This is a genomic window from Terrisporobacter muris (assembly GCF_024621905.1).
Taxonomy (GTDB): domain Bacteria; phylum Bacillota; class Clostridia; order Peptostreptococcales; family Peptostreptococcaceae; genus Terrisporobacter; species Terrisporobacter muris.
Map to the genome: position 1 here is coordinate 1 of NZ_JANKBY010000005.1, position 15482 is coordinate 15482.

A 15482-nucleotide genomic window follows, 5' to 3' on the forward strand; every position below is an offset into this window, starting at 1 on the left:
ATATTGATACATATTTGCAATCACTTGATAGTGATAAAAGAAATTATATTTATCTATCTTTAGCGTTAATGGTTAATTTAATAAATATAATAGTAAGTTATATATCAAAAAAACTTGAGAGATATGGCTTGAGCTCAGATAAGTATATACTTGATCATATAGTAACTCCAAAATTAATATTAGCCAGTACCATAGTTATTATATTATTGTTTGTAAAAGTAATAAAAGACAATAAAATAAAATCTCAAAAGGAATTAATGAAAAATAAATTGGATATGCAATATGAACATTACTTAAGTGTTCAAGAATCACATATGAAAGTTAGAAAGCTTTATCATGATCTAAATAATCATATTAGTACCATAGATAATCTGAAAAATAATAGTAAAGAAGTTAATGAGTATGTAAATAATTTAAAAGGTGAAATTAAAGAATTTAAATCTATTTATAATACAGGAAACATGATATTAGACATTATAATAACTGAAAAAAGTGAAATATGTAGCAAAAAAGGCATTAAGTTTATTTGTGATATAAACTTTTCAAAAGTTGATTTTATAAAGCCTATAGATGTGTCCAGCATATTTGCTAATATTTTGGACAATGCTATAGAAGCATGTGACAAAATTCAGGATGAAAATATTAATAAATATATTAGAATAAAAGGAACCATATCCAAATCATACTTTGTACTTAAATGTGAAAATAGTAAAGTTAATATGATTAAACTTAATGAAAATAAGTTACTATCTGACAAAATGGACAAATTTAAACATGGAATAGGAATTCAAAGTATTAAATCCTCCTTAGAAAAATATGAAGGAGAAATATTATTTGAAGACGAAAAAAACAAATTCACACTAAATATATACATACCACTTAAATAAAATTTATCACATTTATATGAGAAACAATATACCATTATTACTGATAAGGATATATTTGTTACTTAAATACTGACAGTTGGGTCCATTAACCTACCAGTTGGGGCATATATATTGATACTAAATAACAGGGATGTTATCTTTTAATAGCAAAAGATAACATCCCTTTTTAAGTAACGGATTTGTTTGAAGTGGTAACGAGTAGATATCATTGACGACATGAAGTATTTCGCCGACACGTCGCTCAGGCGAATGGAATTTTGAGCAATGGATTACAAATTTAAGGGGATATAAAACAAGGAGGATTATATGAAAGTGAAAAGATTTATGCTAGCTGCGTTAATAGCTATAAGTGTAACTTCTAGTTTAATGGTAGGATGCACACCTTCTTTACCTAATATAGATAAAGAAACATATACAGTAGAAGAAATATCTGACCTAAAAAAAGATTTATCAAAGAGAATTTCAAAAGCAATATCAAAAAGTGGACTTAGAGTAGTTGAAGCTTATTCAGATGGTAGCTTTATTTTATCTTTGGGAAATTTAGAACTAACTAAAAATCAACCTAAACAAGTTTTAAATTATTCTATGACAAAAGATGAGAAAGAAAATAAGGAAATTCTATCTATTCACTGTGTTAAGGACTTTTTAACTGATGAAAAATTATCAGAAAATGATAAATTTGTAAGAGCTATCTATAACATATATGAGTCATTAACAGAAATCAAATTAACTGAGAAAGAGTTTTTTGATGAAATTGAAAAAGTATTTAATGAAGGTGATGGTAATGTGGAAATAGCTAATATGGGTGACATGATTATTAGGATAAATAAAATTGATAAATTAACTAAAACTTTAGAGTTAAAAGTTCAGAAGGAATTTGTCATAAAATAAGGAGGATTATAATGAAAAAATATAAAGCTATTTTAGTTATGTTAATTGTAGTAATTACAGGGCTTCTTGTATATGATAATTACTTCAAGCCTTGGAATGATGCTAACGAGCGTATTAGTAGATATATGGTAGAACAAAAAATATCGCAAGATAATATAAAAGAGGTTACAAAAGAAAAAGCTAAAAAAGCAACTTATTATGGGATTCTTTATAAAGTACATTATAAAGACGATCCAAATCATGAATATCACTATTTTTATAGCGATAATTATCATGCTTTGCCTATAAATAAAGTTTTGTTACAAATTTATGATTTAAGTGATAATAATAGACTTTTGAAAAGTTATGATGAACTAAGTAGTGTAAAGCATCCGCCAATAAGATTAAATAAACCAGATAACAAATAATAATATTGAATAAAAAAGTAAATTGAATAAGTAAAGAAAATAAATTTTAAGTTAGAAAATTAATAGATATATTGGTATTTATAATAATTCATAACAAAAGAGGAGGATTTTATGGGAATATATTTGAAAATGTCGCTGGCATATTTAAAGAAAAATAAACTTAGAACATCTTTATTAACATTAGGTGTTGCCCTAGGTGTGGCTTTAATATTTGGAACCAGTGTTATAAAAGATTCGCAACACAATAATGATGTTGCGGCAATATACAAACTTTATGGAGGATATCATTTAGAATTTAATAATTTAAAGGATTCTGACACTAAAAAAATAAGCAAAGATGAAGGTGTATCAAAAATTACTATAGTTGAAAACCTAGGTAATATAGTAGATAAAAAAGGAAATTCATTTCCTCTAAAATCAGCAGATGAACATTATGTAAAAAGTAAGTCTGGAAAACTTTCAAAAGGTAGATTTCCAAAGAACAATAATGAAATAGTAATGGAAAAAGATGCCTTAGAAGCAATGAATATACCATACAAATTAAATTCCACTTTGAATTTCAAAATAAAGAAAAAATATAAAGATTCACAAGGAAACAATAAAATTTATACTGAAGATAGAAAATTTAAACTTGTGGGAATTATAGAAAAGCCTGAAGGGTTTTATGATTTTTATGATATCAATATTCCTTTTGAAGCTTTTACTTATGGAAATAATGAAAAAGATAATATAATTCCACAAAATACAATGACTTACAATAGTGTTTTAACTCTAAATAGTGGATGGCAGGGTATCGATGGACAAGCTAATAGAATTATGAGAGAAAATAATTTAAAAGAAGCTACTTATACACCAAACATGCCTCTTGTACGTCAATTAATGAACAAAAAAATAGAAAAAGAAGATCCAGGAGCTTTTAAAAGAGAAATACTAATTATAATTACAGCAGCTATTTTTGTATTTAATCTTTTTAACATAACACTAAATGAAACAATGGAAGAAATGGGAATGCTTAGATTAATAGGCGCAAACAAAAGAAATGTAAGAAGAATGATAATGTATCAAGGATTAATCATAATGGTTGCAGGAATAATACTTGGACTTATATTTGGTGTTGCATTTTCATATGTGGGAATTAACAATTTCAATCCTTCGCTATATGAAGAAGCGCTAATGAAGCCAAAGTTATATGTAAGTTCCCAAAATGTTATAAAAGCCATAATCACAGGTGCATTTTCTGTATTTGCTTCTTGTATTATACCTATATATAAAGTAGGTAAAATATCATCTATTGAAGCAACAAAGCAAAGTGATAGATTTAAAAGTGGCGGTAGAAGTTTTGGACTTGGTAGACTTTTCAATAAAATATTTGGATTTTACGGATTCATGGGACTTAAAAATATTGGAAGAAATAAAAGTAGAGCTTTTATATCAATCATATCAATTGCACTGGGAGGATATGTATTTTTAACAACATTCTCAAGCATGCAAAATGAGGTTGATAATAAAATTGCTGATATGCAAAAAAGATATGATATTACCATAGGGTTTGGGCCAAATTCAGATTTAGATGTGGTGAAGTATAGTGATAATGATGTAAACAAATTAAAAAATATAGATGGTGTAAAAGATATAAATCCTGTACAAATAGCAAATGGATTCTTTGACTATAAAAATTATAAAGTAAATAAAGATTTTACAAATTTAAGCCAAGTTAAAGAAAAAGATAAAATGGAATATGAAATGGATTTGAAATTATATGGAAATGACTATATAAAAAATACACTGAAAAACTTTGTTCAAGAAGGAAATTCAGATAATTTAGGCAAAGTAACAAATCATTATCCAAATGTAGCAGTATATAATTATTTTTATGATGAAAATGATCCAGACACTAATAAAAATGTTTTTACAAACATAAAAATAGGAGATATTTTAACTATAAAAGTTCCAACTATAAAAAATAATGAAACAGTATATAAGGAAAGTAAAGTAAGAGTATGTGCAATTTTAACATCAGACTGGATGTCTAAGGGAGATGGAAGTTTAGGACGAAATTTTGAAATAGTAAGTTCTAATAATCATGCTAAATACCTTACTAATGAGAAAAAATACACTAAATTAGGTATAAATTTAGAAGATCATAATGATAAAGTTGTAAATAAAAAAGTAGAAGAAGTTTCTAATAGCATTCAATTATCTCAGTTTGAAAGCAAACTAAGTTTCAATGAGATGCAAGAAAGCTCTAGAAAAGATTATATGAAGACACAAATATCAACAATAACACTTGTTTTAATAATAGCAGGAATTAATATTTTCTGTACAATAAAAACTAATTTGTTAATAAGAAAAAAGGAAATAGCAACGCTTAGAGCTTTAGGAATGAGTGTAAAAGATATGAAGAAGATGATTACTTTTGAAGCCTTATCATATGCCATGTTAAGTTTTATAATTGCCTTAATTCCATCCATAACAAACTTAATTAAATTTGTAAATTGGAATAATAATGCTTATAAAAACTATGGAATAGAAAGCTTTATGAATTTCACATTCCCAGTTAAGGAATCAATAGCATTTTTCATAATAACTGTAGGAGTATGCTTGATTGCAGTAATGACAAGTAGTAGAGATTTAAAAAATATGAATATTATTGATGGAATAAAAGACAACGATTAAGTGTTTTGATATAAAAAATACTTGAGAGTGAAGGATTAAGAAATCAGATATTGAGCAGGAAATAAGAAACAATATGAAGGATTAAGAGATTGGGAGGATAATATATGAAAACTTTAAAAGCTATAGATTTAAGAAAAATATACGGAAAAAATGATAGTGAAGTTAGAGCTATTGATGGAATTAGCTTGGAAATAGAACCACATAAATTTACAGCTATAATAGGACAAAGTGGTTCTGGAAAAAGTAGTTTGCTACATTGTATGGCAGGACTTGATAAACCAACTGAAGGAAAAGTATTTATGGATGATTTAGATTTATATACTTTAAATGATGACAAACTATCTAAAATAAGAAGAGAAGAGTTTGGATTTATATTTCAAAGTTTTAATCTAATACCTGTTATAAATGTTTATGAAAATATAATACTTCCTGTTTCAATGAATGGAGGAAAGATAGATAAAGATTATATAGATGATTTAATAAATAAACTAAGACTAGAATCTCAAGTTAAGAAATTCCCTAATGAACTATCAGGTGGACAGCAGCAAAGGGTTGCTATTGCTAGAGCTCTTGCTAATAAGCCCTCAGTTATATTTGCAGATGAGCCTACGGGAAGTTTGGATAGTAAAACGACTAAAGAAGTAATTGATGTGTTGAAGTTTTGTGTTGAGGAGTACAAGCAGACGCTTGTTATGATAACTCATAATGATGAGATTGCTAAAAGTGCTGATAGGATTGTAAGCATTAGTGATGGGAAGGTTGTATGTAGTTAGTTATACAAAATTATAAAAAATAATTACAGAGAGATTGCCTGTGAACAGTATTTAACATATAAATACTAAAAAAGAGAGCTGTTGCCATATTTTATTGCAACAGCTTTTTATTTATATAGCAAAGATTTGTAGTAAAAAGTTTCTTATAGGTTTAAATTAATAATTAAGACTACTTATTTTTATAATAAAAGATAGCCAGTTGAGTTCTATCTCTAAGATTTAATTTCTGCAAAATAGTAGTAATAGCATTCCTCACAGTACCCTCGCTCAAAAACAAACTAGTAGCAATCTCTTTATTACTAAGGCCTTCTGCTACGAGAGTAATAATATCCAGCTCTTTTTGTGTAATACCAAAAGAATAAAAATCCGCATCATTAGAGTTATTAAGAAGGAATGGTATCTTAGAAATAATATCATCACCAAATACGTTTTGACCAGTATGTACAGCTCTTAAAGAAGGAACAATACATTCGAAATTTTGTTTTATAATATAACCTTTAGCGCCTATTTTCAAAGCCTTTACTATATACTCATCATCAGAGAAAGTAGTTAAAAATAGAATCTTTGCATTAGAATCTTTTTTCAAAATAGCTTCTCCAGCATCAAGCCCTGTCATATTTTTCATCCTAATATCCATAAGCAAAATATCAGGTTTTAAATCTTCATAAAGGTCAATAGCATCAGAACCATCATAACTAGTTCCAACAACTTCTATATCTTCTTCAACTTCAAGTATTGTTTTTAGAGAAACACATACTAATTTATCATCATCTACAACTAATACACGCATATTTTTAAACATTCCTTTCTATATTCTTTGGAATAGAAATAAATATTCTAAATCCATTATTAGTACTAATATTCAAACTTCCTCCCATGGAGGATACTCTATCACTTATGTTTTTCACACCTATACCATTTTCCGTATTATATTTAATATTACTTCCATTATCTTTGATAATTAGTTGATATAAGGCAGGATGTTCACGGAGTAACACTGAAACTTCAGTAGCATTAGAATGCTTTATAATATTTGAAAAAGCTTCTTTAGTTATGGTAATAAAGGAATATTTGATTTTTTTGTCAGGAGGTAGGTCCATATCATAGTCAAATTGCACATGGCAAAATTTAAAATTATCAATTAGTTGTTGTATTTCAATTTGAAGGTCAACAGCATCCTCGTGCAAGTTATGGACACTATTTCTAATACTATCCATTGCTTCTGAAAGAGTATCCTTTATAAGAGAAAGATTTTCACCAACATTCTCATCTTTATTAATAGCAAGAAGTGCACCTGTTTGTAACAGACACCTAGACAAAAGATGCCCAACATTATCATGAATATCCCTTGCAATTCTATTACGCTCAGTCAAGGTAGCTAAATTAATTTCATAGTCTTGTTTTTCTAAAAGCTCTCTATTTTTCCTTTCAAATTTTATGGACAATTCCTTAGCAGTATCACTTACAGTATAATAATTTTTCTTAATATTCTCAAAAGACTTAGTACGATATTTTAATATATAACCTGTAAAAATATAAGCAATAATCAAAGCTTTAGATAAACTAGTTATATGGTAACTTATAAAAATAGGTAAAAGTAAAAGTGCCCATAGATATTTTATTTTATAGAAAAACAAGTCATAACAGATAAGGGGAATAAAAAATATAAAGGGTGGTTCAATAAAGCAAAGTAATAAAAAAACAATAAAAACTGAAATTAAAACTTTACTATTATCCTTATAGCTAATCATTGCACTTAAAAAAATAGTTATGATTACGGGGACAACCATATATACATCATCAATATTATGTATGTATATCGATAAACAAATAAAGAAAATAATGATCTTATCAATTAAATTATTCATATTAATATCACCTCAATTCACAAAAGTATGATTATATATAGATTTTAACATTATATTCATACTTAAGCACTAGGTTGTTACAATTGTCATATTTGTTTTGGAGCCTAGTCACTTAATAAGTATAACTAAATTTAATATAATAAAAGTATAAAAATGGAAAAGTAAAAAATAAACTTATGGAGGAGTAAGTATGGTTATAAATGTTAAAAATCTAGTAAAAAGATATGATGATTTACTAGCTTTAAATCACTTAAATCTAGAAGTTAATGAAGGGGAAGTATTTGGACTTTTAGGACCTAATGGATCAGGGAAAAGTACCGCAATTAATTGCATTTTATCTTTGTTAGAGTATGATAAGGGCAGTATTGAGGTTTATGGAAAAACAATGAAACCTGAGGCTTATGATATAAAACGAAATATAGGAGTAATAATGCAAAATGTAGCTGTATTTGATGAGCTAACAGTATATGAAAATATTGATTACTTTTGTGGACTTTATATTTTAGATAAGAATAAGCGTAAAAAACTTGTAGAAGAAGCTATTGATTTTGTTGGACTTAATGATTATAAAAAGTTTTATCCTAAAAAACTAAGTGGAGGATTACTTAGACGATTAAATATAGCCTGTGGAATTGCTCATAAGCCAAAATTAATAATATTGGATGAACCCACAGTGGCGGTGGACCCTCAAAGTAGAAATAATATTTTAGAAGGAATACAAAAGTTAAATAAAAAAGGAGCTACCATAGTATACACATCTCACTACATGGAAGAAGTAGAGCAAATCTGTACAAGAATTTCCATCATGGATAAAGGAAAAGTAATAGCAACAGGAAGTAGTGAAGAGCTAAAGGCAATGATAGACTGTGGTGAAAAAATCACTGTAGAAATATTTAAACTAGATGATAAAATTCTGTCAGGTGTGAAAAATCTTCCTAATATAACTTATGCAGAATATGAAGATAATTATTTAGTTGTAAAATCAAGTAGGGGGAAAAATAACTTAGTTGTTTTAATAGATTATTTAAAAAATAATAATATTAATGTAGGAAAAATTTACTCAGAACCGCCAACGTTAAATGATGTTTTCTTAGAAATAACGGGTAAAGAGCTTAGAGATTAAGGGGGGAATAAAGTGTTTTATCATAATTATAAATATAGAATTAAATGTATAGTAAGAGATAGACAGATGATGTTTTGGACACTTCTGTTTCCCATAGTTCTAGCTACATTGTTTAACCTAGCTTTGAGGAATTTATCAAGTGCAGAGGATTTTTCAATTATAAATATAGCCATAGTAAAAGATGAGAAGTATAAGGAAAATAAAGAATTTTTAGAGGTAATAAAATCAGTTTCTGATAATAAAAGTGATGATGATTTATTTCATATAGAATATACCTCAAAGGATAAAGCCAAAGAACGTTTGGATGATAATGCTATTGAAGGATATATATTCTTTGATAAAGATATAAATGTTGTAGTAAAAAAATCAGGAATTAATCAAACCATAATAAAAAGCTTTGTAGATGAATATAAACAAACTTCTTCCACAATTAAAACAATATTACAAAAAAATCCCCAAGCTATTTCAAGTAAAGATTTCAGCAATATATTTGAAAGAACAAACTATATTAAAGAAGTGGCCATAGGTAGAGATTCACCTGATATAAGTGTAAATTATTTTTATACTCTTATTGCCATGGCATGTTTATACGGAGGTTTCTTTGGCCTAAAGGAAATAGCATCCATACAAGCAAATCAATCTTTCCAAGGAGCAAGAACTAGTGTAGCACCAGCTCACAAACTAAAAATAGCCACATCATCTATAGCAGCAGCTACCACAGTACAACTTTTTAATATAGGTGCATTAATAGCATATATAAGCTTAGCATTAAATGTGAGTTTTTCAAATCAATTAGGTTATATCATCCTGATCTGCATAGTGGGTACTATTACAGGAGTAACTTTTGGTACCTGTATAGGAGCTATATTAAAGAAGAAAGAAGGAATTAAGATAGGTATAGTAGTAGGAAGTACAATGATGATGTCATATTTAGCAGGTATGATGAATGATAAAATAAAATATATTGTAAGTTCAAAGATGCCAATTTTAAGTTATATTAATCCTGTAAATTTAATTGCAGATTCATTTTATTCTATGTATTATTATGACACTACAACTAAACTGTTTATAAATCTTTCTATACTTTGTCTTTTATCTATTATATTCAGTGTCATAACTTATTTAGTTTTAAGGAGGCAAAAATATGCAAGTTTATAAAGCTTTTTTTAAAGTTATTAGTAAAAACTTAACTGAAATAATCATATATGTGGCAGTGTTTTTATTTTTTGCTATAGCCCTAGGAAATACGGCAGATAATCCTGAAGATATGGACTTTAAAGAAACTAAAATTAATGTTGCATTTATAAATAATGATGAAGATTCAAAAATTGTTGATGGATTAAGAAGTTATATAGGAGAAAATTCAAATATAGTAGATCTTAAGAATAATAAAACAGATTTACAAGATGCATTATTTTTTAGAGAAGTAGAGTATATAATAAATATTCCTAAAGGATTTACGGAGAAAGTACTAAGTGGAAATAAAAATGTTAATATAGAAAAAAACACAATACCTAACTCAGGAAGCGAAGTTTATATGGATAATTTAATTAATAGATATTTAAATACAGCAAAAATGTATACTTCTGCAATAAACAACATATCTCAAGAAGAGCTTATAAAGTTTGTAAATAAGGACTTATCATATGATACAAAAGTAGAAATAAGTAGTAATGCCAACGGATCTGTAGTTAATAGTAATTGCAGAAACTATTATAATTTTTTATCATACTCATTGTTTGCCATATTAATCTTAGGAGTATCAGCAGTTATGACAACATTTAACAATAAGGATTTGAAGATGAGAAATTTATCTTCTGCATTAACTCTAAGAAGTATGAACTATCAAATGATACTAGGAAACATTACTTTTACAGCTCTCCTTTGGATGATTATGATAGTTGCCAGTTTTGTAATGTATGGAAGTTATATGTTTACTATAAATGGATTGCTCTTCCTTTTAAATTCATTTGTATTTTCAATAGCAGTATTAAGTATAAGTCTTTTGATTGGAAATCTTATTAATAGTAAAAATGCAATGTCGGCGGCTGCAAATGTGGTATCACTTGGGTCTTGTTTTATAAGTGGAGTCTTTGTGCCTCAGGCATATTTAGGAGAAAGTGTTATTAATATAGCGCGATTTAATCCTACTTATTGGTATGTAAAGGCCAATAATGAAATATCTCTTTTAGTTAATTATAGTAATGAAAATCTCACACCAATATTTATGAGTATGCTTGTGGTGTGTGGATTTGCATTGGCAATACTTGCAGTAACTTTGGTAGTTATAAAGCAGAGAAGACTTAGTAATTATTAGGATATAAAAAGGGGATGGGGTTCATATGAGTGAGTTAAACAAAAAATTATTTTCAAACTTAATATGTTTAGGATTATGTTTGATTACCTTATACTTGGGAAGAGTTATTTTTAGAGATACAGTTTCAACAGGATTATATGGAATGATAATTTGTATAGTATCAATAGTAACAATATTTTTCGTATATAGGGTATCAAAATATACCACATTATTGATGGAAGAAAATAAAAAAGAAAAAAATAAATTATATAAAATGGAGGATGTAGATAAATTTGTTTTACACAAACATAGCTACATCCTTATTATTTTTATATGCTTAAAAATAGGCTATAATAAAGTTTATGAAAGATAAAATGGGCAAAAAAGAGGTAAAAACATATGGCGAAAATTGATAATATGATGTCAATTCTATGGATGTTAAGTTCAGATAAAAAAGTTACAGCAAAGCAAATATCTGAAAAATTAGAAATAAATATAAGAACGGTGTATCGTTATATTAATGCACTTTCTAGCGGTGGTGTACCTATCATATCAGATGCAGGTCATAATGGTGGGTATACCTTATAAGGAAAAAACATATTAGTAAGATATGTAGGAGAAGAATACGAAAATCTTGCAAATAAATCATTAGAACCTACATTAGAAGATTATTACGTAGCTAATTGTCTTTAAATAAGTACAAAAAATTATAAAACTTAAGAAGATAAAATATTAAAGAATAAATATAAATAGATTTGTTGAAAAAATAACAAGGAGATTAGAAATAAAGGGGATTTAAAATGAAAATAAGAAAAAGTTTAGTGATAATGAGTTTAGTAGTTATGAGTGCAACTTTTAGAATGGGATGTAGTTCAAGAAATGATAATGCAAATAACGTAGGTGGAGAAGTAATAGATAGACTTCCAGAAGATCAAAAAGATACGGAGATAGATAAGGCTCTTGCAAAAATAAGGAAAGTTAGAAAAGAAAGTGTAACTGCTAAAAATGGAGTTACTAGTAGCGTGTCAAGCAATGGTATGGATTTACCATGTCAAAGTAAGAATATGCCTTATTTAGGTGATGAAAGTATGGATGAGATAAAAGCACGTGTAAATATAGTACTTAATTATCTTGAAAATGAACTGAAATTACCTAAAAGAGGAGAGGGAGGATACGATACAAGTAGATGTATAGATCCAAGAATGAATGTAATATATGATGATGAAGATAAGAGAGTAGCAAGTGGATACTAAAATTAAAACATATATATAGAAGAATATGAAACTGCTAAGGAAGACGTTTACAGCTATTTAATAATGCTAAGAGATTCAAAGGATAGTGAGTGGAAGATAATATATGACGGAAACAGCTATAAAAAATAGTGGGAGAGATAGCTATGAAAAATTTAGTGAAATTTGAGTTTAGAAAGATATGGACAAAATTTACTTTAACATCTGTTATATATTTAGTTGTAGTTAGTACAATGTTAACTGCCATTGGATATTATTCAAATGATGGTGCTATTAATAGTGAAGGCCAAGAAGTAAAAGGAACTAAAGCGTTTAGAGTAATAAAAAATGAAAGTAAAGGCACTTCAGGTGTAATGGATGAAGAGTATATTCATAATTTAGTACAAGATTTTAATTCTAGTAAAGAAAAAGCAAATTTTGAAGATAGGCTAGGACTTTGGCTTACAAGATTTGATGTATCAAATCACCTTATAAATTATGCTAATTACGGAAAAGAAAAATTCAATATTTATATGGGGTTAGATTTTGATTTCTTAAAGTCAGAAAAAGACTTTTATAATCAATATAAAAAAACTGTAAAAGATCAGATATTATATGATAGTCAAAAGTTATGGTTTAAATATAGTGATAAAAATATAGAAAAAATTAATGAAAAAGTAGATAATATAAAAACTCCTTTTAAAGTTGATTATTATGAAGGTATAAATAATTTAATGTATCAATGAAGAATTATGATGTATATGATTCAAGTAGAAATATGATTATATCAAATAAAGATAACTTAAAAGAATCAAAAAAAGATGAACACAAAATATTACTAGATGAAAAAACTATTAAGGATGTTGTGCAGAGAAAAGATAAAAGTAAATATTTATATAACTCAGTTTTAGTTACTTTGATAGGTTCAAATTATGATAAAAAAATAGAATAGCTAACTGATAAAGATATAAGTGATTTTTATAATAATAGAATATCAAATATGAAAGCTAATTTAGCTAAACGTAGTAAAATAGATGATATAGAAAAACTAGGGATAAATTTAAAAGAACTTAGTAAGCTTATTCAATTAGGATATGCAGAAGGATGGAAAAATCTTAATAATGATATGACAGATTTTGTAACAATAATAATATTTTTTATACCTTTTTTATTGCTTTCCATATTTTGAGAAGATCCAAGGTCAAATATGAAACAATTATACATATCCACTAAATATGGTAAGGGTGAATTGATTAAAAGTAGAGTAATTATTGGTATAGGAGTAGGAACAGTAATTTATGTTATTGCAATAGGAATATTTTCACTATGCAAACTATTTGCATTTGGATTTGAAAGAAATAATTTACCTATCCAAAGTAGTATAAATTACTTCTTTTCTCCAGACAGTACTACATTCTTTGAACAGTACATAATAAATGTTTTAGTTGGATATGTAGCAATGTTAGTTTTAGCTGGAGTTACGCTTTTAACTACTGTATTAGCTGGACAGATACTATCTTAAGCAGTAGTTGTTACATTTATTTTAAGTATAATGACTATGCTACCTAATAATAAATTTGAATTTAATCATTACTTTAAGAACTTCGTACCTTATCATATGACTAATTTTAATAGGTATTATATTTTTCCTGAAATTTATACATTGTTTGGGAAAATAGTACCTACATATAATATGGTTATAGTGGTGGGGGTAGTCCTATATGTCATATTAATTGTAAGTACAATGTTTATGTCAAATAGAAAGCTTGTTAAAGGAAGGAAAAAGATAATAGTATAAATATATATAAACTGTGAGTATGATTTATTAGAGTCATATTCAGCTAGCAAAGTACCAAAGTAAGCTGCCACGGAGCAATTTCTAATTGTTTATGTGACAGCTTATTTTTTGCTTGTAAGGATTTTATATTTATATATTCATTGGAATGATTAATATATTATAAAAAAAGAAGTAATAATTACATAATGCAGAATAAGATTATTTGTTTCTTACAATAATTTAGATAATAAATAAAATAAAAGGGTGATACAGATGTCGCATATAAGTGCAAAAAATGCATATAAAGGTTTAGAGGAGAGGCTAAATAGATTTCCACAAGGGGCACCTCCTTCAAAAACTTTGTACAAAATATTAGCCATGCTATTTACAGAAAAAGAAGCTGAATTAGTTGCACAATTGCCAATTAAAGCATTTCGAGTAAAAACGGCGGCCGATATATGGAGTGTAAGTGAAAGTGAAGCATTAAAAGTACTTGATACACTTGCTAGCAAAGCAATTTTATTAGATTTAGAGGATGATAAAGGAAAACAGTATATACTTCCTCCACCAATGGCTGGATTTATAGAATTTGCTTTGATGAGAACTAGAAATGATATTGATCAAAAACTTTTATCAGAACTTTATTATGAATATCTAAATGTGGAAGAGGATTTTATAAAGGATTTATTTTATTCATCAGAAACAAAACTAGGAAGAGTTTTCGTACAAGAAGAAGTATTAAGTAATGACAATGAAGTGACAATATTAGATTATGAAAGAGCTACTAATATAATAGAAGAAGCAGAGCATATAGCAGTAGGAATGTGTTATTGCAGGCATAAAATGAAGCATGTGGGTAAAGGTTGTGATGCACCTATGGACATATGCATGACTTTTAATGGGACAGCAAACTCTTTAATAAAATACAATTATGCAAGACGAATAGATGCATCTGAGTGTAAAGAATTATTACATGAAGCATATGAAAATAATTTAGTTCAATGTGGTGAAAATGTAAGAAGAGGCGTAAGTTTTATATGCAACTGTTGTGGATGTTGCTGTGAAGCATTATTAGCAGCTAGAAAATTTGGTAATATGCATCCAGTAGCAACCACTAGCTTTACACCAAATATTAATTATGATTCTTGTGTAGGATGTGGAAAATGCGTAAATGCATGCCCCATAGGGGCAATAAGTAAAGTAAAAGAAAAGGATAAAGCTATAATTAGAATTGATGAAGAAGTGTGCTTAGGATGTGGAGTTTGTGCTAGAAATTGTCCCAAAAGTAGCATAATACTTTTGAAAAGAAAAGAAAAAATAATTACTCCTGCAAATTCAGTACATAGAGTAGTTCTTATGGCCATAGAGAAGGGACAATTACAAGAACTTATATTTGATAATAAAGCATTAAGTAGTCATAGAGTCATGGCAGCCATATTATCTACAATACTTAAATTACCCCCAGCCAAGAGAGCCTTGGCAAATGAACAAGTTAAATCAATATATTTAGATCGCTTGTTAAGTATGGATAAAACTTCAAATTGATGAAACCCCT

General features: G+C 27.5%; 18 protein-coding genes. 16 read left to right on the plus strand and 2 right to left on the minus strand.

Annotation, left to right across the window (positions count from 1 at the left end):
• From NSA58_RS00840 to NSA58_RS00860, 5 genes are all read left to right on the plus strand, one after another.
• Positions 1-887 (plus strand): ATP-binding protein (locus NSA58_RS00840; RefSeq protein WP_257559974.1); only part of this gene is annotated, 887 nt, incomplete at its 5' end.
• A 306-nt stretch (positions 888-1193) separates the two neighbouring features.
• Positions 1194-1778: a hypothetical protein gene (locus tag NSA58_RS00845; protein ID WP_257559975.1), complete on the plus strand. Its 585-nt coding sequence runs from the start codon at positions 1194-1196 to the stop codon at positions 1776-1778.
• An 11-nt stretch (positions 1779-1789) separates the two neighbouring features.
• Positions 1790-2185, plus strand: coding sequence for a DUF3139 domain-containing protein (locus NSA58_RS00850; protein ID WP_039679481.1), 396 nt, complete (start codon positions 1790-1792; stop codon positions 2183-2185).
• A gap of 111 nt (positions 2186-2296) precedes the next feature.
• Positions 2297-4861, plus strand: coding sequence for an ABC transporter permease (locus NSA58_RS00855; protein WP_074079256.1), 2565 nt, complete (start codon positions 2297-2299; stop codon positions 4859-4861).
• A gap of 104 nt (positions 4862-4965) precedes the next feature.
• Positions 4966-5634 carry an ABC transporter ATP-binding protein gene (locus NSA58_RS00860; protein WP_039679479.1) on the plus strand — a complete coding sequence of 223 codons (669 nt, stop codon included), beginning with the start codon at positions 4966-4968 and terminating at the stop codon, positions 5632-5634.
• A 169-nt stretch (positions 5635-5803) separates the two neighbouring features.
• Here NSA58_RS00860 and NSA58_RS00865 read toward each other — a convergent pair whose 3' ends face one another.
• Complete coding sequence (locus NSA58_RS00865) at positions 5804-6424, minus strand: response regulator transcription factor (protein WP_074079397.1); 621 nt, start codon at positions 6422-6424, stop codon at positions 5804-5806.
• 4 nt (positions 6425-6428) lie between these two features.
• On the minus strand, positions 6429-7502 hold the full coding sequence (locus tag NSA58_RS00870; protein ID WP_074079257.1) for a sensor histidine kinase: 1074 nt from the start codon (positions 7500-7502) through the stop codon (positions 6429-6431).
• 190 nt (positions 7503-7692) lie between these two features.
• On the opposite strand from NSA58_RS00870, the gene NSA58_RS00875 reads away from it, so the two are divergent.
• From NSA58_RS00875 to NSA58_RS00925, 11 genes are all read left to right on the plus strand, one after another.
• Complete coding sequence (locus NSA58_RS00875; RefSeq protein ID WP_039679477.1) at positions 7693-8625, plus strand: ABC transporter ATP-binding protein; 933 nt, start codon at positions 7693-7695, stop codon at positions 8623-8625.
• Between the two features lie 12 nt (positions 8626-8637).
• Positions 8638-9783 carry an ABC transporter permease gene (locus NSA58_RS00880; RefSeq protein ID WP_079768026.1) on the plus strand — a complete coding sequence of 382 codons (1146 nt, stop codon included), beginning with the start codon at positions 8638-8640 and terminating at the stop codon, positions 9781-9783.
• Positions 9770-10942, plus strand: coding sequence for an ABC transporter permease (locus tag NSA58_RS00885; RefSeq protein ID WP_074079258.1), 1173 nt, complete (start codon positions 9770-9772; stop codon positions 10940-10942). The genes NSA58_RS00880 and NSA58_RS00885 overlap by 14 nt, the downstream gene beginning before the upstream one ends.
• Positions 10943-10967: 25 nt before the next feature.
• On the plus strand, positions 10968-11294 hold the full coding sequence (locus NSA58_RS00890; RefSeq protein ID WP_074079259.1) for a hypothetical protein: 327 nt from the start codon (positions 10968-10970) through the stop codon (positions 11292-11294).
• A gap of 26 nt (positions 11295-11320) precedes the next feature.
• The gene (locus NSA58_RS00895) at positions 11321-11509 is read left to right on the plus strand and encodes a helix-turn-helix transcriptional regulator (RefSeq protein ID WP_330652530.1); all 189 of its coding nucleotides are present in this window, start codon (positions 11321-11323) and stop codon (positions 11507-11509) included.
• A 212-nt stretch (positions 11510-11721) separates the two neighbouring features.
• A complete protein-coding gene (locus tag NSA58_RS00900) occupies positions 11722-12174 on the plus strand; it encodes a hypothetical protein (RefSeq protein WP_257559977.1) in 453 nt (150 codons plus the stop codon).
• A 143-nt stretch (positions 12175-12317) separates the two neighbouring features.
• Positions 12318-12896 carry a hypothetical protein gene (locus NSA58_RS00905; protein WP_074079260.1) on the plus strand — a complete coding sequence of 193 codons (579 nt, stop codon included), beginning with the start codon at positions 12318-12320 and terminating at the stop codon, positions 12894-12896.
• Positions 12893-13102: a hypothetical protein gene (locus NSA58_RS00910; protein WP_039681211.1), complete on the plus strand. Its 210-nt coding sequence runs from the start codon at positions 12893-12895 to the stop codon at positions 13100-13102. Before NSA58_RS00905 ends, NSA58_RS00910 begins: the two co-directional genes overlap by 4 nt.
• A gap of 48 nt (positions 13103-13150) precedes the next feature.
• Positions 13151-13339, plus strand: coding sequence for a hypothetical protein (locus NSA58_RS00915; RefSeq protein ID WP_074079261.1), 189 nt, complete (start codon positions 13151-13153; stop codon positions 13337-13339).
• 18 nt (positions 13340-13357) lie between these two features.
• Positions 13358-13672 carry a hypothetical protein gene (locus NSA58_RS00920; protein ID WP_039681210.1) on the plus strand — a complete coding sequence of 105 codons (315 nt, stop codon included), beginning with the start codon at positions 13358-13360 and terminating at the stop codon, positions 13670-13672.
• A 528-nt stretch (positions 13673-14200) separates the two neighbouring features.
• Positions 14201-15472 carry a 4Fe-4S dicluster domain-containing protein gene (locus NSA58_RS00925; protein WP_074079262.1) on the plus strand — a complete coding sequence of 424 codons (1272 nt, stop codon included), beginning with the start codon at positions 14201-14203 and terminating at the stop codon, positions 15470-15472.
• The last annotated feature ends 10 nt before the right edge of the window (positions 15473-15482 follow it).

Excerpts from the sequence above, each read along its gene's own strand:
- NSA58_RS00850 (WP_039679481.1), top strand. The coding sequence starts at position 1,790 with ATGAAAAAATATAAAGCTATTTTAGTTATGTTAATTGTAGTAATTACA.
- NSA58_RS00895 (WP_330652530.1), top strand. The coding sequence starts at position 11,321 with ATGGCGAAAATTGATAATATGATGTCAATTCTATGGATGTTAAGTTCA.
- NSA58_RS00920 (WP_039681210.1), top strand. The coding sequence starts at position 13,358 with ATGAAACAATTATACATATCCACTAAATATGGTAAGGGTGAATTGATT.
- NSA58_RS00915 (WP_074079261.1), top strand. The coding sequence starts at position 13,151 with ATGAAAGCTAATTTAGCTAAACGTAGTAAAATAGATGATATAGAAAAA.
- NSA58_RS00925 (WP_074079262.1), top strand. The coding sequence starts at position 14,201 with ATGTCGCATATAAGTGCAAAAAATGCATATAAAGGTTTAGAGGAGAGG.
- NSA58_RS00900 (WP_257559977.1), top strand. The coding sequence starts at position 11,722 with ATGAAAATAAGAAAAAGTTTAGTGATAATGAGTTTAGTAGTTATGAGT.
- NSA58_RS00865 (WP_074079397.1), bottom strand. The coding sequence starts at position 6,424 with ATGCGTGTATTAGTTGTAGATGATGATAAATTAGTATGTGTTTCTCTA.
- NSA58_RS00905 (WP_074079260.1), top strand. The coding sequence starts at position 12,318 with ATGAAAAATTTAGTGAAATTTGAGTTTAGAAAGATATGGACAAAATTT.
- NSA58_RS00870 (WP_074079257.1), bottom strand. The coding sequence starts at position 7,502 with ATGAATAATTTAATTGATAAGATCATTATTTTCTTTATTTGTTTATCG.
- NSA58_RS00875 (WP_039679477.1), top strand. The coding sequence starts at position 7,693 with ATGGTTATAAATGTTAAAAATCTAGTAAAAAGATATGATGATTTACTA.
- NSA58_RS00910 (WP_039681211.1), top strand. The coding sequence starts at position 12,893 with ATGAAGAATTATGATGTATATGATTCAAGTAGAAATATGATTATATCA.
- NSA58_RS00855 (WP_074079256.1), top strand. The coding sequence starts at position 2,297 with ATGGGAATATATTTGAAAATGTCGCTGGCATATTTAAAGAAAAATAAA.
- NSA58_RS00860 (WP_039679479.1), top strand. The coding sequence starts at position 4,966 with ATGAAAACTTTAAAAGCTATAGATTTAAGAAAAATATACGGAAAAAAT.
- NSA58_RS00845 (WP_257559975.1), top strand. The coding sequence starts at position 1,194 with ATGAAAGTGAAAAGATTTATGCTAGCTGCGTTAATAGCTATAAGTGTA.
- NSA58_RS00885 (WP_074079258.1), top strand. The coding sequence starts at position 9,770 with ATGCAAGTTTATAAAGCTTTTTTTAAAGTTATTAGTAAAAACTTAACT.
- NSA58_RS00890 (WP_074079259.1), top strand. The coding sequence starts at position 10,968 with ATGAGTGAGTTAAACAAAAAATTATTTTCAAACTTAATATGTTTAGGA.